This is a genomic window from Corynebacterium sp. EPI-003-04-2554_SCH2473622 (genome assembly GCF_001665955.1).
GTDB lineage: Bacteria > Actinomycetota > Actinomycetes > Mycobacteriales > Mycobacteriaceae > Corynebacterium > Corynebacterium pseudodiphtheriticum.
On the sequence record NZ_LZMN01000074.1, the window covers coordinates 29404 to 54629 of the forward strand.

Annotated in this window: 21 protein-coding genes; 11 read left to right on the plus strand and 10 right to left on the minus strand. The window is 56.1% G+C overall.

Features of this window, described 5'->3' with window-relative positions:
• Nucleotides 1–2: 2 nt before the first annotated feature.
• Nucleotides 3–1343, minus strand: a complete 1341-nt coding sequence (locus tag A5774_RS08435) for a M20/M25/M40 family metallo-hydrolase (RefSeq protein ID WP_064834347.1) — start codon at nt 1341–1343, stop codon at nt 3–5.
• A 36-nt stretch (nt 1344–1379) separates the two neighbouring features.
• A complete protein-coding gene (locus A5774_RS08440) occupies nt 1380–2159 on the minus strand; it encodes a PaaI family thioesterase (protein ID WP_082936173.1) in 780 nt (259 codons plus the stop codon).
• 120 nt (nt 2160–2279) lie between these two features.
• Between A5774_RS08440 and bioB the strand changes: the two genes are divergently transcribed.
• The 3 genes from bioB to A5774_RS08455 all read left to right on the plus strand — a co-directional run bounded on the left by bioB (nt 2280) and on the right by A5774_RS08455 (nt 4649).
• Nucleotides 2280–3260, plus strand: coding sequence for a biotin synthase BioB (bioB, locus tag A5774_RS08445; protein WP_023018607.1), 981 nt, complete (start codon nt 2280–2282; stop codon nt 3258–3260).
• A gap of 87 nt (nt 3261–3347) precedes the next feature.
• Nucleotides 3348–3596: a hypothetical protein gene (locus A5774_RS08450; RefSeq protein ID WP_369707187.1), complete on the plus strand. Its 249-nt coding sequence runs from the start codon at nt 3348–3350 to the stop codon at nt 3594–3596.
• An 87-nt stretch (nt 3597–3683) separates the two neighbouring features.
• Complete coding sequence (locus A5774_RS08455; RefSeq protein ID WP_156519596.1) at nt 3684–4649, plus strand: Sir2 family NAD-dependent protein deacetylase; 966 nt, start codon at nt 3684–3686, stop codon at nt 4647–4649.
• 66 nt (nt 4650–4715) lie between these two features.
• Here the strand turns inward: A5774_RS08455 and A5774_RS08460 are convergent, their stop codons facing one another.
• The gene (locus A5774_RS08460) at nt 4716–5960 is read right to left on the minus strand and encodes a triacylglycerol lipase (RefSeq protein ID WP_231892398.1); all 1245 of its coding nucleotides are present in this window, start codon (nt 5958–5960) and stop codon (nt 4716–4718) included.
• A gap of 691 nt (nt 5961–6651) precedes the next feature.
• Between A5774_RS08460 and nrdI the strand changes: the two genes are divergently transcribed.
• The 4 genes from nrdI (at nt 6652) to A5774_RS08480 (ending at nt 12324) form a co-directional block, all read left to right on the plus strand.
• The gene (gene nrdI, locus A5774_RS08465) at nt 6652–7110 is read left to right on the plus strand and encodes a class Ib ribonucleoside-diphosphate reductase assembly flavoprotein NrdI (protein ID WP_021352853.1); all 459 of its coding nucleotides are present in this window, start codon (nt 6652–6654) and stop codon (nt 7108–7110) included.
• Nucleotides 7111–7113: 3 nt separating this feature from the next.
• Complete coding sequence (gene nrdF, locus A5774_RS08470) at nt 7114–8118, plus strand: class 1b ribonucleoside-diphosphate reductase subunit beta (protein WP_021352852.1); 1005 nt, start codon at nt 7114–7116, stop codon at nt 8116–8118.
• 196 nt (nt 8119–8314) lie between these two features.
• On the plus strand, nt 8315–10573 hold the full coding sequence (locus A5774_RS08475) for an HtaA domain-containing protein (protein WP_064834348.1): 2259 nt from the start codon (nt 8315–8317) through the stop codon (nt 10571–10573).
• Between the two features lie 260 nt (nt 10574–10833).
• On the plus strand, nt 10834–12324 hold the full coding sequence (locus tag A5774_RS08480; RefSeq protein WP_156519597.1) for a hypothetical protein: 1491 nt from the start codon (nt 10834–10836) through the stop codon (nt 12322–12324).
• 221 nt (nt 12325–12545) lie between these two features.
• Here the strand turns inward: A5774_RS08480 and A5774_RS08485 are convergent, their stop codons facing one another.
• The 5 genes from A5774_RS08485 to A5774_RS08505 all read right to left on the minus strand — a co-directional run bounded on the left by A5774_RS08485 (nt 12546) and on the right by A5774_RS08505 (nt 19018).
• Nucleotides 12546–13772 carry an HtaA domain-containing protein gene (locus A5774_RS08485; RefSeq protein WP_064834350.1) on the minus strand — a complete coding sequence of 409 codons (1227 nt, stop codon included), beginning with the start codon at nt 13770–13772 and terminating at the stop codon, nt 12546–12548.
• Nucleotides 13773–13969: 197 nt separating this feature from the next.
• The gene (locus A5774_RS08490; protein ID WP_064834352.1) at nt 13970–14785 is read right to left on the minus strand and encodes a heme ABC transporter ATP-binding protein; all 816 of its coding nucleotides are present in this window, start codon (nt 14783–14785) and stop codon (nt 13970–13972) included.
• Nucleotides 14785–15915, minus strand: coding sequence for an iron ABC transporter permease (locus A5774_RS08495; protein ID WP_023018601.1), 1131 nt, complete (start codon nt 15913–15915; stop codon nt 14785–14787). The genes A5774_RS08490 and A5774_RS08495 overlap by 1 nt, the downstream gene beginning before the upstream one ends.
• The gene (locus A5774_RS08500) at nt 15896–16954 is read right to left on the minus strand and encodes a hemin ABC transporter substrate-binding protein (RefSeq protein ID WP_027018376.1); all 1059 of its coding nucleotides are present in this window, start codon (nt 16952–16954) and stop codon (nt 15896–15898) included. Before A5774_RS08500 ends, A5774_RS08495 begins: the two co-directional genes overlap by 20 nt.
• A 153-nt stretch (nt 16955–17107) precedes the next feature.
• A complete protein-coding gene (locus tag A5774_RS08505; RefSeq protein ID WP_082936178.1) occupies nt 17108–19018 on the minus strand; it encodes an HtaA domain-containing protein in 1911 nt (636 codons plus the stop codon).
• Nucleotides 19019–19421: 403 nt separating this feature from the next.
• Between A5774_RS08505 and A5774_RS08510 the strand changes: the two genes are divergently transcribed.
• From A5774_RS08510 to A5774_RS08520, 3 genes are read left to right on the plus strand one after another with little or no spacing between them, the layout of a single operon-like run.
• Nucleotides 19422–19847 carry a hypothetical protein gene (locus A5774_RS08510; RefSeq protein ID WP_082936175.1) on the plus strand — a complete coding sequence of 142 codons (426 nt, stop codon included), beginning with the start codon at nt 19422–19424 and terminating at the stop codon, nt 19845–19847.
• Nucleotides 19848–19893: 46 nt separating this feature from the next.
• Nucleotides 19894–20514, plus strand: coding sequence for an HAD family hydrolase (locus tag A5774_RS08515; protein ID WP_082936176.1), 621 nt, complete (start codon nt 19894–19896; stop codon nt 20512–20514).
• A 39-nt stretch (nt 20515–20553) separates the two neighbouring features.
• Nucleotides 20554–21072 (plus strand): gamma carbonic anhydrase family protein, encoded by a 519-nt coding sequence (locus A5774_RS08520; protein WP_064834358.1) that lies wholly within the window; start codon nt 20554–20556, stop codon nt 21070–21072.
• 56 nt (nt 21073–21128) lie between these two features.
• Here A5774_RS08520 and A5774_RS08525 read toward each other — a convergent pair whose 3' ends face one another.
• Nucleotides 21129–22376 carry an ROK family protein gene (locus tag A5774_RS08525; protein ID WP_021352841.1) on the minus strand — a complete coding sequence of 416 codons (1248 nt, stop codon included), beginning with the start codon at nt 22374–22376 and terminating at the stop codon, nt 21129–21131.
• A 211-nt stretch (nt 22377–22587) separates the two neighbouring features.
• On the opposite strand from A5774_RS08525, the gene A5774_RS08530 reads away from it, so the two are divergent.
• On the plus strand, nt 22588–24303 hold the full coding sequence (locus A5774_RS08530; protein ID WP_064834364.1) for a DUF885 domain-containing protein: 1716 nt from the start codon (nt 22588–22590) through the stop codon (nt 24301–24303).
• A 162-nt stretch (nt 24304–24465) separates the two neighbouring features.
• Here the strand turns inward: A5774_RS08530 and A5774_RS08535 are convergent, their stop codons facing one another.
• Complete coding sequence (locus A5774_RS08535) at nt 24466–25149, minus strand: hypothetical protein (RefSeq protein ID WP_064834365.1); 684 nt, start codon at nt 25147–25149, stop codon at nt 24466–24468.
• Between the last annotated feature and the right edge of the window lie 77 nt (nt 25150–25226).

The window sequence follows — 25226 nt, forward strand, 5'->3', positions numbered from 1 at the left end:
CGCTAAGCAGTACGTGGTGCTCCGACGAATTTCGTGACCAGCGACGAATAAGCGCGCACGGTCAGTTCCAAGTCCTCCACAGCCAAGCATTCGTCGTGCGAATGCAGCTGCCGGTTTGCCTCAAACATCGTGCGTTCGGGCGCGTGCAGCGCAAAGCCATAACCGACCCCACCCAACCGGCGGGCAAAGCGCAGGTCAGAGCCTCCGGTGGCTAATACCGGAATGACGGGAACACCTGGGAAGAACTCGCCGATGGTCTGCACAATGGCCTCCCACAGCGGGCCCTCGGCTGGTGATTCCGAAGCCGGTTCGACGATCAAGTGCTCGATGGTGACGTCGTCGGCAAGATCGCCCAAACCTTCGCGGAGAAGCTCGTCGATATCTTCTTGGGTTTGCCCAGGTAGCGGGCGAATGTCCATCTCTAGGTAAGCATCGGAAGGCAGCACATTGATGGCACCGCCTGCGCGCAGCACCGTCTGCGAAATAGTGGTGTGGGAAAACGCGTGCGCATAACCAGCAAGGTCGCCGAAAGCTTCGTAGGCCTCTTCTGAAGCGCCTGTGAGCAGTGCTTTCTCGGTAGCCTCATCGAAGCGAAACGCGCGCACGAACCCTTGCCAGGTCTCACTGTCCAGCATTGGCGGGTTGATGTTGGCGATGCGGCGCGCCACCTCAGCAATCTTGACGACGGCAAAATCCTTGCCATAGGGCGTGGACCCATGCCCGGCATCACCACTGATACGCACGCGCCGCTGGCCGGCACCTTTTTCACCAACGTTAATGACGATGGCGTCCGAGCCATCACGCACCGGTAAATGGGAACCGCCGGTTTCGGAAAGGCAGTTCTTCCAAGAAAAGGCTTCGGGCTGGTGTTCGGAAATCCACTTGGCCCCGAAACCACCGCGGGCTTCTTCGTCGGCAAGCGCCACGAAAGTCAAGGTTCCGGCAGGTTGCCCGCGCCGGGCGATGTCACGGGTGACGGCGGCCATGGTTGCGGTAATGAACAGCATGTCCATCGCGCCACGGCCATAAATAAAACCGTCGATGACTTCACCGGCAAACGGCTGGGTGGTCCATTTTGGCTCGTCGACAGGCACGACATCGATGTGGCCGAGCAAGGTCAGCGGTTCGGCGTTCGGATCGGAGCCTTCCACTGTGACCGCGAGGGAAGTGCGCGTGGGGTGCGGCTCGAATTTCTCGGTGCGGATGCCGGGGGTATCGGCGAAAAACCTTTCCAGGGTGGCAACGTTACGTTCCTCAGCGCCAGAATCAGCGGTGAGGTCATTGACGCAGCCGTTGCGGATGAGCTCCTGCAGCAGGGTGAAGGTGTCGTCGTAAAGGCTCATAAGCACCAGGGTAGTGCAGCGGCATGGGAGATGCTGCTAGTTCAGGTACTCACCGGGAACGCCAAATTTGTGCAGCTGTGCGTCGTCCCAGCCAGCTTCTTCTTTGGCTTTTGCGCAGACGTGGCGTAACTGTTCAGCCTGGCTCGGCATACGACGCATGCTGCTGAGCAGCGTGGTGAGTGTTTCCGGGGTTTCGCTAAAGGCGGCCCAAGCGATCGCGGTGGCCATGTGCTCCAGGATGTATCCGCGGGGTTTGCTGGCATGCTTCGGCCGTGCGGTGCGTTTACCTCCGCCGCGTGGGCGGGCGTGCAATTCTTGGTGGCTAATGGAGGCAACTTCGCCATCCGGGTTTTTCAACATGCAGCTATACGGCACATTGCAGTAGCCGTCTTCTTCGATGGTGTGCAGGACCCATTCGACGAGTTCGTCGGAAAGCTCCACTTCAATATTGACGCCGTTGCGGCCAGGTTTGAGGTATTGGAAGGAGGCCGAACGGGTCCAGACCTCAAAGCCAGAGCCTAAACGGCGCTGCAACAGGGTGCCGATCATGACATCGGCCATGGAAAATAACGTGCCGCCGAAGGCGACGCCGTGCATGTTGACGTTTTTCCAGGTGCGGTTCCAAACAATTTTGGCGTAAGAGGCGTCGGCAGTTATTTCTGTGATGCGGATGCCGGAAGCTCGCAGGGGTGGCCAGAGATTTAATATGCGGCGCAGGCTGTCCGGGCTCGACATCATGCGTTTTACTAATCGTTTCTGTAACGAAAGTGGTTTTGTGGTGCGGTTTTGCGGGCTGATGATATTTTTTAATTTCACAGCTTTCTAGCTTACGCAAGTTGTCCTGGAGTTGTTCTAGGACACAATTGGGGGTGGATTCGATGGCTGGGGTGGTGTGTTAATTGAACGGTGTTTAAGTGCTGTGATTAGGATAACGGCATGAGCATTGTTGATATCGCCCGGGAAAAAGCACTGGAACAAGGCATTGGCCTGACCCAAGACGAACTCCTGCAGGTGTTGCAGGTTGATGATGAAACTCTGAAAGAAATCGCCGATGTTGCCCACCAAACCCGCCTGAAATGGTGCGGGCCTGATGTGGAAGTCGAAGGCATTATCTCGCTGAAAACCGGTGGTTGCCCAGAAGACTGCCACTTCTGCTCTCAGTCAGGTTTGTTTGAATCCCCTGTGCGTGCGGTACTGCTGAATATTAACGAGCTCATCGAAGCAGCCAAGCGCAACCAAAAGGTCGGCGCCACAGAATTTTGCATCGTTGCGGCCGTAAAGGGCCCGGACGAAAACCTTGTGCGTCAGGTGGAGCGTGCCATCCCGCGCATTAAAGAAGAAGTAGATATCGAAATTTCTTGCTCGCTAGGCACCGTCACCCGTGAGCAAGTGGAGCGTTTCAAGGCCGCCGGCGCGACTCGCTATAACCACAACCTGGAAACCGCACGTTCCCACTTCCCGAACGTCGTCACCACCCACACGTGGGAAGAACGCCGCGAAACCCTGCAAAACGTGCGCGACGCTGGGCTAGAGGTCTGCTCGGGCGGCATCATCGGCATGGGGGAAAGCCTGGAACAGCGTGCCGAATTCGCCGCGCAGCTGGCCGAAATCGAGCCACGTGAAGTCCCGATGAACTTCCTGGACCCACGCCCAGGCACCCCGTTTGCGGATTATCCACTGGTTCCGCTCGGCGAAGCCCTGCGCGCTGTCGCCATGTTCCGCCTGGCCATGCCACGCACAGTCATCCGCTTCGCCGGCGGCCGTGAGCTGTCCTTGGGCACCGAAGGCTTCGAAAAGGGCCTGCTCGGCGGCATTAATGCGATCATCGCCGGTAATTACTTGACGACGCTCGGCGAGCGCATCGAAACCGATCTGGAAACCCTGAACCGCATCGACCTACCAATCAAGGCGCTGTAGGCCGAAAATAGAGTTGTAGGCACAAACACCATGGCACGAGCAAAAGATCCCGCGCTGCAGACGAAAAACTCCCCGCTCGCGGTGGCAATGTGCAGCGACGACGAGCCAGTCTTTCACCCGAACACTGGCACGGAGATCGCTAGCGGCGAGGAAATCCGACTCAGTCCTTCCCAGCAAGCAGGCTACGATGCTCCCCGGTTCTGCCAGTTGTGCGGACGGCGGATGAAAGTCCAGATCCGCCCCGACGGCTGGCACGCGGAATGCTCCCGGCACGGGCTGGTCGATTCCGAATGGATCTTCGAAGCCCAACTACGCCGCAGGTTGGGCGCTGGTTAACGGCGGCTGATCTCAGCCCTAGATAAATTAGCCGTTAATTATGTGCAGGTGCTCCAGCCCCCAGCACTAGCCCCTAGACTGGCGGGCGTGAGTTCACTATCGCAGGATTTCCGCCCGCAACCAGCCTTCGTTTCCGAAGCCATCAACCGCGCCCACCGGGGCGCGGTCCGCTCCATGCAGCGGGTGGTGGAAGAAACCGGCACCCCACACCCCTACCCGGACGTCGTCGACAAGATCGTCGACCAGCTTCACCTAGGCCCAGCCATGGTGCTGACCGGGGCAGGGGTGTCTACTGATTCTGGGATCCCGGATTATCGCGGGCCCAAAGGCAAGATGAACACACACCGGCCGATGACTTACCAGGAATTTTGCCACGATCGGGCCGCCTCGCACAGGTATTGGGCGCGCAGTTTCATCGGCTGGCGACAGCTGGACCGGGCCGTACCCAACCGCACGCATTATGCGTTGGTGGAACTTGAACGTGCCGGGTTTGTCCGCGGGGTGCTGACGCAAAACGTGGACGGGCTGCATGCCGAGGCCGGGCAGCATAACGTGGTCGCGCTGCATGGGAATTTGGATACGGTTTCGTGTTTGGATTGCGGGTTGCGTGAGCACCGCGACGGGTTGGATGCGCGCTTGGAAGCGGCGAATCCGGGATATTTGGAAACGTTATTATCGCAGGTCACAAAGGTGAATCCGGATGGTGATGTGGATTTGCCGCAGTCTGCGGTGCAGCAGTTTCAGATGGTGGGTTGCTTGCGGTGTGATTCGGCGCGTTTGAAACCGGATGTGGTGTATTTCGGTGAGGCTGTACCGGAGGCGCGCAAGCAGCAGGCGCGAGCGATGGCGGCGGAATCGGCGTCGTTAATCGTGGCGGGTTCGTCGCTGGCGGTGATGAGCGGTTACCGGTTTGTGCTGGACATGCTGGCTTCGGGCCGCCCGGTGGCGGTGATCAATGGTGGGCCGGGCCGTGCCGATGCCCGCGTGGATGTGCTATGGCGCACACAGGTGGGCCCGGCGTTTGATGATTTGTTGGATGCGCTTGGGCTTTAGGCGCCGTGCTGTAGACTCCGTGCTCTAGGCTTCGGGTTTTAGGCTCTGTGTTTTGGGTTTTGCGCTTTAGGTTTTGTGTTTTAGGTTTTCCTCGTTGGCGCCCTTTTTCAGCCCGGTGCGGATGATCGCCCGGACGTGTTTGTTCATGGGCAGGTCCTGGTGTTGCACATTGGCGCGCGGGATGATGTCTTGCACCCAGACGTTGCGTACTTGATGTGCTGGACCGTTGAGAAAGCAGGTTTCTGGTGGCTGGACGACGGTGTCTTGCCGGCTGGCGATGCAGGTGTAGTCGACGCCGTCTTCTAGCTCGCCGCTGCCGTGTGTGTTGGTGCCACTGCTGTCATCGCTGTTGCCGTCGCCGTCGCGGTCGTCGGCACCGTTGTTGAAGACCGCAAAGATTTCCGATCCGGTGATCTGCTGAAACCCAACTGGCCCGAACCAGTGCTGGATGAGCGAGTGCATGATGTTTTCTGTCAGATTGTTGGTCACCAGTGGGCTTAAGATTCCGCCCATGGTGGTGCCGTGGTTCGGTGCGCCGAGACTGACCAGGTGTTTGACGTAGCGGGCTTGGCCACTGGTGCGCATCCAGTAGCGGGCCAGCAGCCCGCCTTGGGAATGTCCGATGAGGATGACTTGTTCGGCTCCGGTGATGGTGCGTACCGCCTCGATATAGGCCCCGAGCTGCACCGCGGATTCTTCCATGGCGGCGGTGCCGCGCTTGCCGTAGTCCGGGGCGAACACGCACCAGCCGTCGGCACGCAGTTCGGTGCCGAGTTCTTGCCACACGCCTTTCGTATCGACGGTGCCGTGGATCAGGATGATCGGCCATGGTTTTTCTGAGCTGGGGCGGGCGGACCAGTCGTCTTCGAAGACGCCTCGTGGCTTAAAGCGTGCGCCGAGCGGCAGGTGGCGGGAGCTATCGAAGTTGTAATCGGATTTTTCCGCGGTTTGCGAGCCGTCCTCTGGTTCTGGAGCGTTTTCTGATTCTTGGTCGGTGGCGGCGTGATGGTGGTCGTGTTTGCCACGCAGGTTCAGCGATTCTGCGATTTCGGCAACGACGCTTTCTGGGATTGTGCTGGTGCTGACTTCCGTGGCGTGATGCGCTAGTGGTTCGGGGAGTTTGGAGGCGGGCACGCTGAACGACGGTGAGGTCAGTTCCGTCCACTGTTGGCTTAGGTGCCTGCGCAGCGAGTTTTTCAGGCGGGTGAGCGAGCTGCTGACGGATTCGGTGAACGATTCCGTGCTCTGCCCAGTGTTCTGTTCCGTGCCGTGTTTCCTGCTGCGTTTCGCGCCGCGCTTCCTGTCTGTCATGGCGAATGTCCAACTTCCTCGGATCGAAGATGAGCCCCATTGTAGAGCGTAGGTTGTTTTGTTCGGGATGCGTTCCGGAAGATTGGAAACAGTAGACGTGATGTTGCAGCCCGCTGAACAGCGACGATGTGCTGGTATCAATCTTTTGTACAGGGTCGATGAATAAAAAGAATGAAAGATTTACTACTAGGGTTGACAACCCTAACTTCGACGCCTAAAGTGAGGATTACCTCAAGGGGTGATGGAGGAGCAAGCTCCGGCTCAACCATCTAAAATAATCAGTCATGGGAATAGGAACAACCGTCGGCGAGAGTCGGCGGTTGTTCCTTTTTGTCGTACAACCCGCTTTATTTGTGATTCTCGGGATATGTGAGGGATATGCGACAAAGTGGGGGTATGCGACAAGCTGGGGTTAAGTAGCAAAAGTGTGTCTGGTTGGGGCGTCGACCGGCGTATTGTGCCTTTTTGCAAATAGTGGACGAAAAAGGCCGCTTTTAACAGGCCTATTTGCAAAAAAGACACAAGATTCGGGTAAATAGCACTGTCAAGTAGCACGACCAGTGATTGCCGAACCTTCAAGATAGCCAATCCTGGGCTTTTGTGGCACGCGTCGGCAGTCTGTAATACTTCTTTCGTAACCCAAAAGCCTAGTAAGCAAATACTTATATATCTACTTCGAGGAGGTTTTCTTGTGGCTTCCACAGCGAAAGTGCCACTAACTTTCGCCGAACTCGCCCCGGAGGAATCGCCAGACCTGGTGTATTTCTCCAGTGTTTCTGAAAACACGCACCGGTTCGTTCAAAAACTAGGCCGTCCTGCAGTACGCATCCCCGTGCACCCACGAAAAGAGGGCATGATCCGGGTTTCACGCCCGTTTGTCCTGGTCACCCCGACCTATGGCGGCGGCGATCGTCGTCGTGCCGTACCCAAGCAGGTTATTGCGTTTCTTAACGACGAAATTAACCGTGGTTTCATCCGCGGTGTCATTACGTCGGGAAACACCAATTTCGGCTCCGATTTTTGTATTGCCGGAGCAATCATCTCATCTAAATGCCAGGTTCCCGAGCTCTATCACTATGAGCTGTTGGGCACAGACCGCGACGCTGCAGTTGTGCGCGAAGGCCTGGATAAATTCTGGAAGGAGCAGTAATTAATGACCATCTATGACTATTCCGCCACTCCAACGGCGTTTCGCGACGACCCCAAGGTGCGCCTACGGCCGGTGAACTGGAACCGGACCCAGGACGAGAAGGACTTGGAGGTGTGGAACCGTCTGACCTCGAATTTCTGGTTGCCGGAAAAGGTGCCGCTGTCTAATGATCATTCTGATTGGCGTAATCTCAGTGAGATTGAGCGCGAGCTGACAATGAAGGTGTTCACCGGTTTGACCATGCTGGATACCGTGCAGGCGTCGGTTGGCGAGGTGAGCCAGATTCAGGATGCGCGCACCGAACACGAAGAAGCTGTCTATACCAATATTGCTTTCATGCAGGCGGTGCATGCGAAGTCTTATTCTTCCGTGTTTTCCACGCTCTCGAACACCACAGAAATCGATGCGGCCTATAAGTGGGCCGTGGATAACGACGTGTTGCAGGCCCGGTCGAAAGCCGTGCTCAAGCACTACTACGGTGATAGCACTCTCAAGCGCAAGGCGGCTGCCACGCTGCTGTCGTCGTTCTCCCTGTATGCCGGGTTCTACCTGCCGCTGTATTTCGCAGCCCGCGGCAAGCTGACCAATACTGCTGATATGGTTCGGCTCATTTTGCGCGATAAGGCTGTGCACGGCTACTACTCGGGCTATAAATTCCAGCGTGGTTTAGAAACCTACGACGAGGTGTCGCAGACGGAAATCAAAGATTTCGTCTATGTGCTTCTCGACGAACTCTATGAACTGGAGCTGAGCTATTCGGAGGAGCTTTACCGTCCTTTGGGTCTTTACGACGAGGTTGTGAAGTTCATCCGCTACAACGCTAATAAGGCGCTGATGAATCTGGGGCTGCCCCAGCGGTTCAGTGCCGAAGAGGCCACGGTGAAACCAGAGATCCTGGCCGCGCTCACTCCGGGCTCGGATGAAAACCACGATTTCTTTTCTGGTTCTGGGTCTTCGTATGTCATTGGTAAGGCCGAAGAAACCGAAGACGACGACTGGGATTTCTGATAACTTCCTGAAAGTTGAATTCGTTTTGATAAGTGCCTGTTACTCGCCTTGAGTAGCAACTACACCCTCAGGTGCCCCTATTTTGTGGGGGTGTCTGGGGGTATTCTTTATAGTTAACCCTTACTTAATTTTCAGCTCTAGGTTAACCTTTCCTCGGTTATGTAAGTGCAAGCTATTGTATTTCGAGGAGATGATTGTGGCAGCTAAAAAATCCCGCCGGATTAGCTCGGTGGGTATCGCGCTGGGACTGTTCAGTTTGGTACCTGCTTTAACCCCGATTGCCGGGGCGCAGACAGGGCAACCGGCAATCGGTGCTGAACAAGCACAGAATGTTGCTACCGAAAACGGCGCTACTGAAAACATGATCCCGGAAAACGGTAAAGGTAGCTTGAACTGGGCATTGCGCGATTCGTTCCTGCGCTATTCCTTGGGTGCAACCAACGTCGGTGACGGTGCCACGAAGATCTATTCCAACGGCACCACGACGCCATCGTCGGAAAGCGACACCGTTGAGCAGTACTACAAGTTCAACTTGAAAAACGCGAGCTTCGAGGACGCGACTCACATCACCCGGGCGGAATTCGAAGGCAGCATCGAATACTTCAAGTACTGTGAGGGTAAGCCAGCGCAGCGTGGCAATTGCTCGTTGGAGCTGACCATCAAAGATCCCACCATCGTGTTGAGCCCAGAAGGCTCCTACGTGGAAGCTGATGTGCGTTCTAAGCAGTATCCAAGCGGCGAAATCTTCGAAAAAGAAGATGCCAAGATTGCGAATGCTTGGACTAAGACCGCCAAGTTCGAAGAAAAAGATGGCAAGGTCTCTTGGGAAGGCATCAACACCTCGCTGACTGAAGATGGTGTGCGCACTTTCTCGAACTTCTATGATTTGGGTGGCCCGCTGGCTCCGTTGAGCTTCGAATATGAGGGTAAGGGCGCCCGTCCGGGTAATGACTCGGCACCACTGACCATTGGTGGCAAATTTGTTTCTGCACACGAAGCTAACGAAGACACCATGATTAGGCTGCAAGATTATGTGGTGCTTGCGACGCGGAAAGGTGCCAACCACTCAGTGCTGGAGCTCATTGATCCTGCAACGATGCAGTCGTTGGGAGAATTGCAACGACCTCTTCCATATAATGAATCTCAGCTTTATACCGAGGGAGCTGGCAATCGGATTTACTGGGTCGAAGGGCAGACCCTGAAGGCTGCAACCGCGTCTGCAGAGGGCTGGTCTGATCCGATGATCGTTGCTGAAAGCATAGGTGTCGAGCCTGCCGGTATTGCTTACGATGCTGCCAACGATCGCGTAGGAATTATCGCACGCGGCACAAACGATAATGACTCGACGCTGACCTGGGTCACGGCTTCTGGTGAAAAAACAACTGCGACACTAACTGCGCCGCAGGACGTCGTAAAGGCACATGATGAAGAGCTTTTCCTTTACGGTAAGGGGTTTAACCGGGATCTTTATGGTGAAATCGGGAATATTGCACTTCCTACCCAGATGAGTGTGATGCCGGATGGTAATATACTCTATTTGCCTGCCAGTGCAGTCAATTTGGAAAGTGGAAGCTATCGTGTGCCACCGCTGCTGATTCACCCGGACGGTACGGCGAACCTTGTCGACGGCGGTACCGAGCTAGGAACGCCGAGAAATGGCGCGAATTACGCCACCGAGATGGCGACTGATGGCAATAACGTAGCTTTTTATAGCCAAGACCACCACAATTCTGGGATGCAGTTCTTCCGGTATGAAGATGGCGTGTTAAAACCGCAGTCTGAGCGTGGTGTGGTTGGTGACCTGAAGAAAGTGTCTGAGGTTGCGTTCGTGGGTGACAAAGCGCTGGTTACTAATGAGGCAACTTCGCAGTTGAGCTGGGTTAATCCAGAAACCCGGGAAATCATTGAGAATATCTCACTGCCGAACCAAAAAGATACCGCGAAAAAGCACCGCAACCTGTTGCAGTGGAAAGATAAGGTATTCGCTTATTCCATCGAGACGAACAACGAGACCTATCTTGAAAACGCCGTCATCCTGCGTCTGGATTCCACTGATCCACAGGTCGGCGACCACACTGAACAGGTAGAGCCACCAGCGCCTACAGAGCCGGAAAAGCCGGAAACCCCAGAAAATCCACAAAAGCCAGGAGCTGAAGCGGAAGGACAAGCTGGGGCTGACGAGAAGAAACCAGCTGAGCCGAGCAAGCCTTCTGAGGAAGCCAAGCCAGCAGGCGAGCAGGCCACGGAAGCTAAGCCTGGTGAAGATTCCGCTGCAGAATCCACCACCGAGCCTGAGCAGAAAGAAAAGCCTGCTGATTCCAAGAAATCTAAGGACGACAAGAAGTCGCAGTCTATTTGGGAGCGTATTTCTGGACTGTTCTCGAATGGCCTTGAGAAGATCGCCAAGTTCTTCAACTGGCTATTCTCGCTGCCACGCGTTTGGTTTTCCTCTTAACGCATAAGTCAAATGTATGTGGCGCTTTAGGTGCGCGCATGCAGGCTAGTTTTGCGCCACCTTTGAGTAGGTAGTAATTCTGGCCGGGGCGTCGAAAAGCATCGGCGCCCTTTTTCTTTTCGCCTCCCGACATTTTGCTTATAGGCAGCCTAAATAATAATGTGTGTTGGTTAGTATTGTTAGGCGTAGCTTAAAATACTATGATTAATTTGTGCGCTTTGCGCATTCCTCTATCAAAATCCTTTCAGAAAGGAACTACTTTGCGAGCCAATTTCCGGGCAGGACGGATCGTTCTTTCTGCCTTGACAGCCTCATCCATCATGTTGGGTGCAGGCGCTGCTGCTACAGCCGCACCAGCCGAAACCCCAGATGCGGTAGCCCCACAGTCAGCACAGCCAGCTTCCGTGCCGGACGTAAACCACGGATGTAAAGTTCCAGAAACATTGGACCAGCGGAAATCCAATGTGCAACTGGACGTCACCTACTCGCCAGAGCCAATTGACCCTACACAGGAAACGAAATTCCAATTCAAGGGCAAAGGCTACGATGCAAATACCGAACCCGCGTCACGGCACGGTGTTTATCTCATCATCATTGATAACGCGAAGTGGAAGCTGAACAAGTGCCTGGGCATCTCGGGCCAGGGCGATGGCTTGGTCGAGCGTTGGATTACCCGTGCAGAGATGAAAGACGGGGAATGGGAAAAAGAAATTGTAGTTCCACCAGAGACTTTCCAGCCTGGTAAGACATACACCGTCGGCGTTGCAGCCGCACACGGCCCAGTGTTGACTGAACGTTACTTTGACCGCGGCATCAATATTAAAATTCCGGATGCTCCGAAGATCGACAAGATCGCTGCTCCCACGAACTTGAAGGCAGAGGTCGACGCACGGAATAACGTCAAGCTGAATTGGGAGTTTGAGCACAATCTGCCGAATATGCGCTGGCGCACGACATTGCAGTGTATCACCAGTTGTGATCGTATTTTCAAAAAAACTCGGCAGTATGACGTCAACTCTGGCGTAGCCCGGGAATACACTTTCGCGGATTCTGACCCAGGTGTATATATCGCTGAGGTTGAAGCCAACCGTCAGAGTGGTGGCAAATGGGAACCCCTCGGCAAGACTGTCTCGGAGCCATTCGCTGTCGGTGCAGGAATCAGCGTTCCCGAATATGTCACCAATGCAGAAGCTGCAAAGGCCAAGTTGGCGGAGCTGGAGGCAACCGCGGCTGAGACGCAGCAAAAATCTGCTGAGCTGGCAGCTCAGGTTGAAAGCCAGGCTGAGTTGATTGCGAAGCTGCAGAGCGAGTACGTCAAAGCCAAAGAATCTGGTGAAGCGCAGGAATCTAAGGTTGCTGAAGTGACCGCTGAGCTGGAGAAAGAACAGGCCGCAAAGCAGGAACTCGAGCAGAAGCTTGCCGACGCGGAGCAGGCGAAGCAGGCTGCGCAGACTGAGCTTGCAGCCACCAAACAAGAGGTGGAGAAGGTCTCGCAGAAGCTGGCTGAGGTAGAGAAATCGGTCGCAGAAACCAATAAGAAGACGCAAACAGGTTCGAGTACTGGTGATGCTGGCGTCCAGACTTCTTCTGCACAGCAGAATGACGCCGGATCCAGCAATGGTGAGGGATCCTTCTTCGATACCATCGCGAAGTATTTTGAAAACGGTGGATTCTTCGGTGCCTTGGGCGGAACCGTATTCAAGATCTTGCAACACATCTTCGGTTCGCTGCGTTCATTGCTGCAGTTCTAAAGTATGACTAAAGCACTGCAAGGTTGTTGTGAACTACTTGGTGTCGTGATCTGCCGTCGTTAGCCGGCAGTGTCGCTTATCCGGGGTCTGTATTCAGGCCCCGGATTTATCATTTTGTGCAAACATGCAAAAGGCGGGTAAACCCTGTTAAAGGGCTTACCCGCCGAATGCGTACCGTTCAGGATTGCTTAGTTATGCTGAGCCAGGAGGTTTCCGCAGTTTTAGATCTTGAATGGCAAATTATTCAGGAAATGCTGAAACTGTGGGCCGAATACCTTGTGGAACAGGTTGCCGATCATCGTGGCCATGCCAGCGAAAGTTGCTAGACCAAGAGCAACGTTGAAGAACTGCTGCAGCTTGCTCAGGCCCTTGTTATCAGCAGGGTTGCTGCTGAAGTCAGCACCCAGCGAGGAACCAGGAGCCTCTGGCTTTGCTTCTTCTTTGCCTGGAGTGGTGTTCTCGCCAGGTTTCTTATCTGCAGGTGGTTGCTTCTTATCCTGCTGCTTGTCTCCAGGTTTTGTGCCTTCTTCCTGCTTATCGTTTGGTTGCTTCTCGCTCGGCTGTTTGTCGTTGGGCTTTTCTGGTTTTACAGGAGGCTGTGCAGGGTCTTGTGCAGGAGGGGTAGTGCCTTCCTGTGGCTGGTTCGCCTCGGGAGCGGTGTTGTCTTCAACCTTGTCCAAGCAGGTGTTTTTGACGTTCAGATCCACTCGGACGTCATCGAGCTCTGGCTTATAGTCGTCGTTGTAGATTCCCATGAAGATGAGATCGACACCTTGGAGAATGCCTTTGTAGGAATCTGTTCCTGGTTGTGGGGTATAGCGAAGGTTGGTGCCGGACATCGTCAGAGTGTTGTTATCGCGAGTCCAACCGGTGGTTGTACCCTGGCCGAACTCTCCTTCGCCGGTGCGTTGATTCGCCTCGATGCGATCTTCCGGCTTGTATTCGGTCATGCTTTTGCCTTCAACGTAATAACCGACGTAACCTGTGCCTGGCTTCACCGTTGTTCCTTCGGTTTTCACATAAGGCGATTTCATCTGCGTGTACAAAGCGCCATGGTGGCCTTCGAAGGTTAGAGTGGAATCTTTGGTCCGAATCTCGGAATTAGCAACGTTGCCAGCGTTGTCGAGCTCGATTTTGGAAGCCTGTGGGTCCACGTCAAAGTGGAACTGAAAATCTTTTTGGCGTTGAGCTTGTTTCTCGGTGCTGTCTTGTTCGACTGCGCCTGCAGCGGTCCAAGAACCTCTAGCGATCGGCCCGTTGATGTAGTTACGGAAGGATTCTTTAATGCCCCAATGAATTTTACCGTCAACGATTTCAACGCCTGGGTTCTGGCAGGTATTAGCGGCGTTACCCTGGGCATCCTGGGCATAGGCTGCTGGCGTCAGAGCGCCGCCGATGACTGCTAGACCAACACAGAGGGAAGCTCCCAGGGAAAATTTATTCTTCATGTATTCTCCTCGAAGAAATGACCAATTTAGACAAGGAAAAGTTTAAAAGATTTAGGGGAGGTTCACAATAGAGTGTTTAGGTAAGGTGTGACTTGTGGGGGTAATCAATTTAGGGTGCCCGTAGCTGAGGGTTTCGGTCCATATACATAACGACGATAAGCGCTGGCCACAGCGCCACGCCTACCGTCGACAAGCGTTTAACGGGTACCCAATAACCGCACCAAATCGTCCTGCTCGGGGGTAGGGTACTGGCGTGCTGGGCTCACCAAGTATTGTCCATTATGCGAGGTCACCTCGATCGGCCACTGGTAGACAGAAGATAAAATCTCGTCGGTATATACCTCAGAAACCTCCCCCATAGCAGCGATGGCGCCGTCGGCAAGACAAATAATCCGATCGCAATAAGCCGCGGCCGCATTCAAATCATGCATGACCACAAACACCGCAATATTGGCCTCACGTGCCAAATTCTTCACCAATGCCAACACCTGCTCCTGGTGGCTGATGTCCAGTGCGGCCGTCGGTTCATCCAAAAACACGATCGGTGTCTGCTGCGCCAACACCCGCGCCAATGCCACCCGGGCCCGCTCGCCACCAGAAAGCGTCGCAATATCGCGCCCAGCAAGATGCACTGTGTCTGTGGCTGCAAGCGCGGCATCGATGATCTGCTCGTCGACGTGTGGCTCCACCTTTTTCGCCCATGGACGACGGCCCATAGCCACCACATCGCGTACTAAGAACTCAAAAGAAACCGAAACATCCTGCAGCATCACCGCACGGATCAGCGCCAGCTCTTTCGGGGATGCCTGCGCTGGGTTCACGCCAGCCAAACTGATGGTGCCAGTCGACGTCTCGAGATCGCCGCACATCGCAGCCAATAGCGTGGACTTGCCCGCACCATTCGGCCCAATCAGGCCGGTGACCTGCCCAGCTTCCGCGTGCACACTGATATCGCGCAGCAGGGTCTTCTGACCAACCTCTACGCTTAGCTGAGAAATTTCGACGATACTCACTAGACAGATCCTTTCCGCATCATCCTACGCAAGAGGATGAAGAAGGTTGGCCCGCCAACCAGTGCGGTGAAAATACCGATCGGCAGATCCGCAAACGGGATCAGGGTCCGGGCGGCGACGTCGGCAAGCGCAATCAACAACGCACCGGCCAGCGCCGAAGCTGGCAGCAGAATCTTATTTTCCGGGCCGACAATGGTGCGCAACACGTGCGGCACGATCAAACCGACGAAACCAATCAGGCCGGCGAAAGACACCGCCGCAGCCGTCAGCACCGCCGAAGCGACGATAGCGACCATGCGCAATGCTGCGACGTTGATGCCCGTGTGCCCGGCAGCTTTTTCACCCAAAGCCAACACATCAAGCTGGGCGCCCAAACGCGAGGCGATGGCAAAACCGACGACGACGATCGGCAAAACCACCCAGACATGCTTCCACTGGGAACCGTTGAGCGAACCCATCTGCCAGAAAATGATCTGCTCGCGGCTGGTCGTCGGCGCCAGATACACCATGAAAGAAATCAAGGCGCCACACACCGCATTGACGGCAATGCCGGTCAAAATCAAGTTGACGACGGCCACTTTGCCACGGTTATGCGCCAGGCGATAAATGATTGCAGTGACGATCAGTGAGGTGAGAAAAGCTGCGGCAGGCACGGTGAACGTACCTAAAAAACTGACCTCAAACACGATGACCAGGGCCGCACCGACACCGGCACCTGAGGTTACGCCGACGATGCTGGGCTCTGCCAGTGGGTTAGCGAACACCGCCTGCATTAAACAGCCAGCTACACCTAAAGCGGCGCCGACCAAAAAGCCTAGGAAGATTCGCGGCAGGCGAATGTCCCACACCACGCTGGCGGCAATATCAGTTTCTGCACGTGGCCCGGAGGTCAAAATGCTGAGCAGATCCGGCAAGGACAGGTAGTACTGGCCCAGCGCCGTCGACAAGAGCACAGAACCCACCAGCAGCACGATCAGTGCGACGAAGGTGCCCACACGCAAACGGTGGCGTTGAGCGAAGACATCGTGGTGTTGCTGGGGTGCCCGGGGGTTTTCTCGGCGGTGGCGCGCCGTCGTGGCCGCACGCGCAGCCGACGGGGCAGTGGTGGTCTTATTGCTGTTCTGGGTCATAAATCGCCTGTGCTAGACGCAAGAGGGTTTGTCCGGTCATCGGGCCGAAGGCCAGGGATTGGCCGTCGGGAAGTGTAACAATACGTTGTTTCTGTCCGGCGATGGTTTGTGCGATACCCGGCCGTTCCATGAGGCCTTCGATGCCGCCGGTGGATTCGAGCCCCTTGGTCATCATGATGATGAGTTCCGGGTTGATCTTCGCGAGCGATTCCGCATTCGCTGGTTCCACATAGGACAGGTTGTGCTCGGTTGCTAGGTCGATACCGCCGACGCCTTCGATGAGGTCTTTCGCGCCGGTGCCCTCACCCATGATGAAGAACACGCCAGCTGTGCCGCGGGCGTACAAAAACGCGATGCGCATCGGATCTTCTGGGACGAGCTCTTGAATGGCCGCGAGATCCTTTTCCAGCTCGTCGACGCTGCGTTGGGCGAGTTGCTCTGCCTCATCCGGCAAACCGACAACTCCGCCCAGGGTGGTGATGTCTTCTGCAATGGAATCAATGGTGCGGGTCGGCTCCATGACCACGGTGGTCACACCCGCATTGCGGATCTGATCGATAGCATCCCGTGGGCCAATGGAGTGATCCACGATCACGATCGACGGCTGTAGCTCCAGGACAGCCTCGACGTTGATGTTGTGGCCACCTTCGGTGACGACGGGCTTATCCGCCATGATGTCTTCCGTGGAAGAGACCGTGCGGCCGACGATATTGTCCGCTAGGCCCAGGCCAGTCAGGGTTTTGGTGTACGTGCCGTACAAGTCCAGCGCTAGGATGCGGGAGACATCCTCGACGACGACGTCGTAGCCGTCAGCGTCGGTCAACTCCACCGGTAGTTGTGGTTCGGGGTTGTCCACGACCGGAACGACGTCCTCGAAATCGTCGACGTGGGTGACACCGGTGAATGAGCGTGGATCGTTGAGATCTCCTGCTGCGGGTAGTTGCTCGCGGAGCTGGGAATCGCCGGTGTGGGCGTATTCTCCCTGGATGCCGCAGGCGGTGAGTACGAGCGAGGCAGCCAGTATGATCGCCGTGAGCATGCTTCGGGCGCTGGTTTTCGGCAGCACAGGAGTGGTGGTCAGCACGGGCTTATCCTTTCGGGGTGCGGTATGGGAGCTTGGGGAGTCATTGGGAGTTGTTGCGCAGTCGTGCGATAGTCACAGGACAGGCGTGGGATAGACGCGGGGAGGGGCTTAGGCCGGGTTGCGCATGACCAGGTGGCTCATGGAACCACCAGCGACGATCAAGCCGGCTAAGAACAACAGAATGTAGGTGCTTGGGTTTTCGCCCAGGCCAGAGTTGTTGGCGCCAGCGGATTTAATTTTGAAGTTTCCGGAACCGTTTTCGTAGCCGGTGGTCTGGCCTTCCCCAGACAGCGGATTATCAGCACCGCCTGCGACGTCACCGGTGCCACCGCCACCAGCGACCTTGCCGGTGCCCCCAGCACCGCCGGAACCAGCGGCACCGCCCGCGGTGCCAGAACCAGAAGCGCCTCCGGCTGCAGAGCAGTCGCCCGCACCGCCGAGCTGGGCATCAAAGTTCAGCGGATCCAATTCCAGGCCGGGCTCGTAGAAACCGGCGAAGGCCTTTGCACCGGTATCGGTCAGGAACACTCGAGCTTTACCACTGGCCTTGTTGGCATCCACATTGAGCGAGTCGAACTGCAGATCTGCGACCGCTACGCGGCCGAAGTTGAGTTTTTCGCCTTCCATGGTGGACGAGCGGACGTCGGCAAGCAGTTTGCCGGAGTTGCCGTTGAACGTGACCTCTGGGTTCGAGACATTCAAATCCAGCACGCCGTGGTGGCCATCGAATTGCACCGCGCCGTTGTGCCGGATGCTGCCAGTTTTCGCGCCAGTATCTACGTTGCCGGTGTTACCGCTGAAGCGGTACTGGCCGTCGACGTAGTCGCTACCCTGCAGCGTCCAGGATCCCTTGGCGATAGAACCGGTGATGTACGAGCGGAAAGACTTCTTCAAACCCCAACCCAGGGTGGAAGAGGTGACCCCGGTGGCATGGCATTGTTCGCCCGCACCGCCTGTGCCTGCTTCGCCCGTGTTGCCACCAGCCACGTTGCCGGTTCCTCCACCAGCGCCAGCTGCATTGTTGGCACCACCACCAGAGGTAGTTCCGCCACCCGTACCACCGGTGCCACTGTTGCCACCAGCGCCACCGGATTGAGACTGAGCGGAATTCGAGTTACCGCCGCCCGATCTGCTGCCACCGGAAGTCGTGCCGCCACTGTTGTTCCCCGTGCCGCTGGTGCCGGAGCCGCCGCCGAAGCGTTTCTGATAAGACTCGTATTCATCCAAGAACGCCTGGCTGTTGCCCATGAACGTGGTGAAGGCGTTCAGGGTGTCGTTGGATTCTTGCAGCATGGACATGATTTCTTTGTTGAAACCAGTGAAATTGCCCTTGATGGTGTTTAGCGTGCGCTTGTTACCACCGGAACCTGAGCCACCAGAATTACCACCGGAATCGCAGCTACCGTCGGTTTTAATGGCCCCGGAGGTCGGATCCATTTCTTGGCCTGCGTCATAGGCCAAGAACAGCTTTTGACCTTCGGCGGTCAGGTTGGTGGTGCCGGCCAGGTTGACCTCACTGGCGCCGGATTCGACCGGGGTGTTCAGGTTGATGGTGGCGATGGCGACGTCGTCGCCGGTGATTTGCGGGCCGCGTTTGCTGGTGTCGACCATGTCGGATTCATAGGAAACGTAGTCGACGATGATGTCTGCCCGGTTGCCTTCGGCGCGAACCTTCCAGTCTGAAAGCGTCATATCCAGCAGGTCGATATTAGTTTTGCCGTGGTGTCCGTGGCCATTGAACTTTAGCGTGCCGTTGAAGTTGAAGGTGACACTGTTGCCGTTGGCCTCGGTCTTTTTCGGGGAGAATACGAAGGCACCGTCCGGGCCGGTCTCGCTGCCGCTAAAACCGATGCCGTCTGCTCCCCAGCCGCCTTTCGCTACTGGGCCCTGGATGTAGTTGCGGTAGGACTGCTTGATGCCCCAGTTGAAACTGCATTGTTCTGCCGCATGAGCGGTGGGGGTGAATGCTACAGCCAGCGCGCTGAGCGAGCCTAAAGATAAGGCAAAGCTACTGGCTATAGCGCGGCGGGAAAGCGTGCGTAGTCGAGACGTCGACTGCTGAGACACTGTGGACTCCTAAACTCATGCAGGTGTCTTTCAGGTACCGCGCGGTTCCGGGCAGGATTTCCGCGCAGGCAGTGGTGAATAGACGCGGCGGTAAAACTGTGTGAAATGTGGGGTTGTCCTGCAGATATTCTTCTAGCAGAGCTTCCCGAATTTTGTGCATCTGTAGAATACCTGGAAAACCTAAGAAATAATAGGCTAGGCTAAAACCAATTGGCCATGTCTTTGTATTTTATTCAGGAGAAAACCCGTGAATGCCCCCACTGCCAGCTCTTTTCGCAGTCTTTATCCGGATGTGAATCCTACTAATGGTTTACCCCTCACTGGTGTGGAAAGATTAACCTTAGTTGTTGCCTGCATGGTGTTGATCTATGGCTGCGTGAACGGGGAGTTGCTCATCGCTGGCGTTGGCTTGGCTCTGCTGCTGTTTGCTGTCGTGGCGCTATCGCAAAAGACGGCCCGTCGTATTCGCTCCGAAGCCAGAAATCGCTTCCCGGCTGAAGATTGGAGTGAATACCGCACGGCCAGTCGCCTGAATCTAAACCTCTATATTCCATTGATTTGGCTGGTGATCATCGCGATGACGATGGCCGGATTCTGGTGGATCCCACACGATTATTCTGTGCTCGGCGGGGCGCTGATTGCCGCGATCTCCGGGGTGCTGATCTGGTTTATGCCTGGTGCCAACCCGGTGTGGAACCGCCGCCTGCGCAGCGAACAAGGCGTGCAGTGGGCGCCGGTGAATCAGCACTCGCAGAACCCAGGACCGGACACCATGCACTAGCCAACCCCACGGCGCGTGGATTCTTCCCGCTCTATACTGGGCGGGTATGGCACAGATGAAACTGCTGGTGGACTTGCCAGGTACGCTGGTGCGTACCCCGCGTGACGCGCGCGACCGAGCATTGCTGCAGGCTGCAGGTATCTATGACGTGGCCTCGGAGCAAGCGCAGAAATTCTGGCAGGTATTCGCAGGTCTCCGCCCAGCCTATTTCAGCGGTGACCTGGGCGATCAGCGGTTTTGGCAGCAAATGATCGCCCGCGTAGGCCTGGACGATTGCGATATTGCCGAGGCCATTGCCGCCGATACCAACCCGTCCAACCATCTGGATACCGAGGTGTGGGGCTGCATCGATAGCCTGCTGGACGCCGGCATGTCCGTTGGTGGCACCGCTAATTGTCCATTGAGCCAGGCGCAGAACTTGCGCAGCCAGCACCCGCAGTTCGCAGAGCTCGATGCCCTGGTGCTCTCCTGCGATATCGGGGTGGCGCTTCCCGACGAACGCATGTTGGAAGTTGCTGCCGACGCGATCGGGGGCAGCGTGCGCGAGACCATGTTTATCAGCACGAACGAGGGCCATCTGGCTGCTGCGGCGGAGCTTGGGATGTGCGCCCGGCTGTATTTGGGCGTCGGGCAACTGTGTGAATTGGTGGACCAAGTTTCACGTTAAACATGCCGTCGGCAAGCACTATCGCATTAGCATGGTGGCATGGCTTTGATCCTTCCTTTTAATGGCAAAACTCCGCGCGTGCACGAATCTGCTTTCGTCGCCCCGAATGCCACCTTGATCGGCGATGTAGAAATTGGTCCGCAGGCTTCTGTGTTTTATGGCTGTGTGTTGCGCGCAGATTCCAACCGCATCAAAGTCGGCGCTCGCACTAATATCCAGGACAATTCGGTGTTGCACGTCGACGCCGATGCCGATTGCGTGCTTGGCGACGACGTCACCATCGGCCACATGGCGCTCGTGCATGGAGCGCACGTGGGCAATGGAACGCTGATCGGCATGAAATCCGCGCTGCTTTCGCGCTCAGTGATTGGTGCCGGCGCGCTGATTGCTGCTGGGGCGGTGGTGCTGGAAGGCGCGGAAATCGGGGATAAAGTCTTGGCCGCTGGGGTGCCAGCGAAGGTGCGTCGTGAGCTTTCCGACGAAGAATCTCAGGCATTCATCCCGCACGCAGCAAAATACGTGGAAACCGCCGCCGCGCACAAAGAACTCAACGGCTAGCCCACTGAGTCAACTAAGCCCACTGATCCCATGCAGCCTGTTGAACCCACGTACGACTAATCGTCGCTGCGCACCAGCTTCAGCGGTTCACGCAACATCTGATCCAGTGCCGCCGCACGCGTAATGGAGCGCACGACTTCTTCGTGAGTAGGCACCATGCGCATCTTCGGGGCTTTCTCCTTAGTCATGATCTCGCGGACGGTAGCGGCAAAGATCTTCGGAGCGAGTGGATCATCCACGAAGGCCGAGCCCGCCACTACCACCGTGGAAATCTTGTGCTCTTTCACCAGATCCACCGTGAGTTTCGCTAGTGCGCTGGCGCGGGCATCCAGGATTTTACGCACTGCGGTGTCCGAGTCCGCGATGGCGACGGCGTCGGCAAGAGTCTGTGGGGAGTACTCGGCTGGCGCAGAAGAAGCACTTTCCGTGGCCGGGGAAAGGCCTGCAATCTGTTGTAGAATATAGTGGGTGATCAGGGTTTTTTCCGGGGCTTCGGCAGAAATATCCAACTCTGTGTTGCTGATCGGCGGTAACACGTCGATGGGGTGTACGCCGGAAGGGTTGGTATAGGCTGCGCCGATGGAGTCGTCGGCGAACAGCACCAACGTGCGCTCGGAATCATCGGAAACCAGCAAATCACCAGCCTGCATCTCGGAACCAAGGATCGCCGGCACCGCCGAGGACACCGAAACCGGCACAGAGAACTGATAACGCAAGGAAGCAGCAACGTCGACCTGCTCCCAACCCAAGTTTGGCGCGCTAACCACGCCGTCGCGGCTGACCTGGCCAGAGGTGGTCACACCCACCGATAACAACGTGTGCTCCAAACCGGTGACCAAACGGTGCAACCCGGCCATGATGTGCTGGATGAAGTCGCTCTCGGTCAGCTCGGCGACGGGAGTGTCAATGGTGGACTCGCGGATGGTACGGCCGCGAATGTCGAACACTGACAGGAAAGTTTCTTTCGTGCCCACCGCAATACCGGCGAGCATCCACAACGGCTTCGCGAGCTCCACCGGTGTCGTTGGGCGACCGCGGCCATGCGAACGGGCGAGATCATCACGAGCAACCACATAGCCTTCATTGAGCAACGTGGTGATCGCGCGTGTGATCGTCGGCTGAGACAAACCGGTGGCGGTAATCAGGTCTGCCCGGCTAATCACAGACTTCTGGCGGATTACATACAGGCATTTTGCAGCAGGGGTGGTGGGCTGGCCGAATGCCTGGGGGTGCTGGAAAGACTCTGGCGGTGTGCCGTTGCTGTGGGCAGCTGCTTTTCCAGTCGCTGTTCCTGGTTCCTCCATGGCTATTAAGAATACTATGAACCCCTGGCGGTACCGGCGACGACCTGCATAAAAACCCGCGTGTGTGGCGGCCGGGCAAACGTCGGCAAGCAGGTACTACTGTGGCTACTGTGACTGCTGGGGCAGTTGTAAAAACCGACGGTATACGGTGGGACGACTAACACCGGGCTGGGTGGAAACTTACAGGCAAATGGGTTTAGACTCACCTGCTATGAGTAGCGAATCGACCGCAGACGTGCGCGAAAACCGCGCCGGGCAGCAGTGGACCAAGGACCGCACCGAGCCGCGTCCGCCGTCCTTGCTGGATGCTTCCTGCGAGAATTTTGTCTATGACTTAGCAGAACTTTCCCCCACCGAAGCCACCGCGTGGGGCATTGCGGGCTACGACGACAAGCTGGAGGATTTCTCCCCTGAGTATTACGAGGCCGTAGCTGATCGCACCCGCGAGATGATCGAGGACGTCAACGCACTCGACGAAGCCACCGATGAGTCGGATGACGACGACGATTTCGACGAAGTCGATTACGTCACCGCGAACGTGCTGCGCGACCGGCTGTTGTTGGAGTTGGATCTGCACCATGCTGGTGAGACTGAGGCGGCGCTGAACAATATCGCTTCGCCAGTACAGACCATCCGCGACACCTTGGTGTTCATGCCCAATGAGTCCACCGAGGATCTGGATAATCTGCGCTCGCGGTTGAGCTTGGTGCGCAACAGCTTGGATGGTTACCGCGAATCGCTGAAGGACGCCTGCGCGCATGGGCACTCGCCGAAGTATCGCCAGGTGGATGCCGTGGTGAACCAGTGTGAGGATCTGGCGCAGCCAGGCTCGCTGTTGGAGGGGCTGGGCCTGGACCCGCATAGCCAGGAAGTGGTTGACGCTAAGGCTGCTTTTGGTGAGTTTGCGGATTGGTTGACGCTGGAAGTGGTGCCGCAGTCCAGTTCCCGTGATGGGGTAGGCCGTGACCGCTACGAGCGTTTTTCGCGGCTTTTCGTTGGCGACAGCGTGGATTTGGATGAGGCCTACCAGTGGGGCCTGGAGCAGTTGCGAGAAATCAGCGAGGCGCAGCGCAAGACTGCGGCGCAGATTTATGACGACGAGACGGATTGTCGTGAGGTTTTCCGTCGGCTGAATCAGGATCCGAAGTACCTTTTGCGTGGCACCGACGCGTTGGTTGAGTGGATGCAGGAGAAGGCCGACGCCGCAATTACCGCGTTGCACGGCACGGAGTTTGATATTCCGGAGCCGGTGCGCACCATCGAGTGCAAGATTGATCCGGCTGGTACTGGTGGTATTTTCTACACCCCACCGTCTGATGATTTCGCGCGTCCGGGCCGCATGTGGTGGTCGGTGCCGAAGGAGACCACCACCTTCCACACCTGGCAGGAATTGACGACGGTCTACCACGAGGGCGTGCCGGGCCACCACCTGCAGTTGGGGCAGACGCTGATGGAGCGGGACAACTTGAACCTGTGGCGTCGTGTGGCCTGCTGGAACTCCGGTCATGGTGAGGGCTGGGCGTTGTATGCCGAACAGCTGATGGCGAAGTTGGGCTATATGGATGATCCGGGCTTCCGCCTGGGCATGTTGGATGCGCAGCGTCTGCGTGCGGCCCGTGTGGTGCTGGATATCGGCGTGCACCTGGGCAAGAAGGTGCCGGACGGTCCGGGGCACTGGGATGTGTGCTACGCCAAGAACTTCTTGCGTGATAATTGCGCGTTAGATGAGGCCACGTTGTCGTTTGAACTGGATCGCTACCTGGGTTGGCCGGGGCAGGCGCCGTCGTATGCGTTGGGTCAACGCATGTGGTCGGATTTGCGCGATGCTGCGGTGGCGCAGGGCATGAGTGTGCCGCAGTTCCACGCGGAGGCGTTGAGCTATGGCTCGATCCCGATGTCGATTCTGCGGGAGCAGATCCTGGACTAGGTTCGGTGGGTTTGTCCGGGTTTGGCTGTTTCGTAGGCAGCTAAAATGCCGGGTGGTCGATTCCGAAGCAGAGTGCTATAATAGCGAATGTGGAGCCGATCTTCATCATTAGATGAACTTCGGCTCGGCCCGCACTGTAGCTACTGGCAGGTGCGGGCCTTTTTATCTGTCGAAGTGTGGCGCCTGGATAATTGTGGAGAACTCTTCCAAATACGCGTTGAAGTAGCTGCCAGTTTCGTTTATTTCTTTATGTGTAATCTGGCGACGATAAGCCATGTACGTTATATCTGGAGTCCATAATAAACATTCATCGGCTGGGCTTACCCAGGCAGTGCCAATATCACGGGGTACAATTTTTTCATTTTTCAATTTCTTGATTAGTCGTCGATCTCGATCGTCGTCTTTATTTCTTAAACGTTTTTCAAAAATGAGCCCTTTGGGAGGTTCATCATCGTCCTTCAAATAAACATGAGTTAAGAGAGCGCGTAGACAATTTCCTCGTGCTCTTTCGAGATCCCGTGAGTTATGGAGGGGAATCTCAACAGAAATTAAGTGTGTGTCACCCCAGGAATTAAATTGTTTCAACATTTCAATGGTACGGGCCTTACCTTCGGAGGTACGAAGTTCGTCTGTCGTATGCCAGTGATTCTTTCCTGCAATATCGCGAAGGACTCTACGAGTTCCTGTCAGGTCATTAAAGGTAAGCTTTACTACTGTTAAAATATAAAAAGATCCGCTTTCATACTCATCTGGGACAGAGTACGATTCATCGAGGTATAAGAAGGAATCCCGTGCAGCCGCATTTTTATATAATCGAATTAAGGAAGGATGCATTTGATTTGCCATTTTCCCTCCTCAATATAGTTGTATTGTTCTTGAATAAATGCAGTCAACAGTATTTTGACGCGCCCCCAGATTTAGTT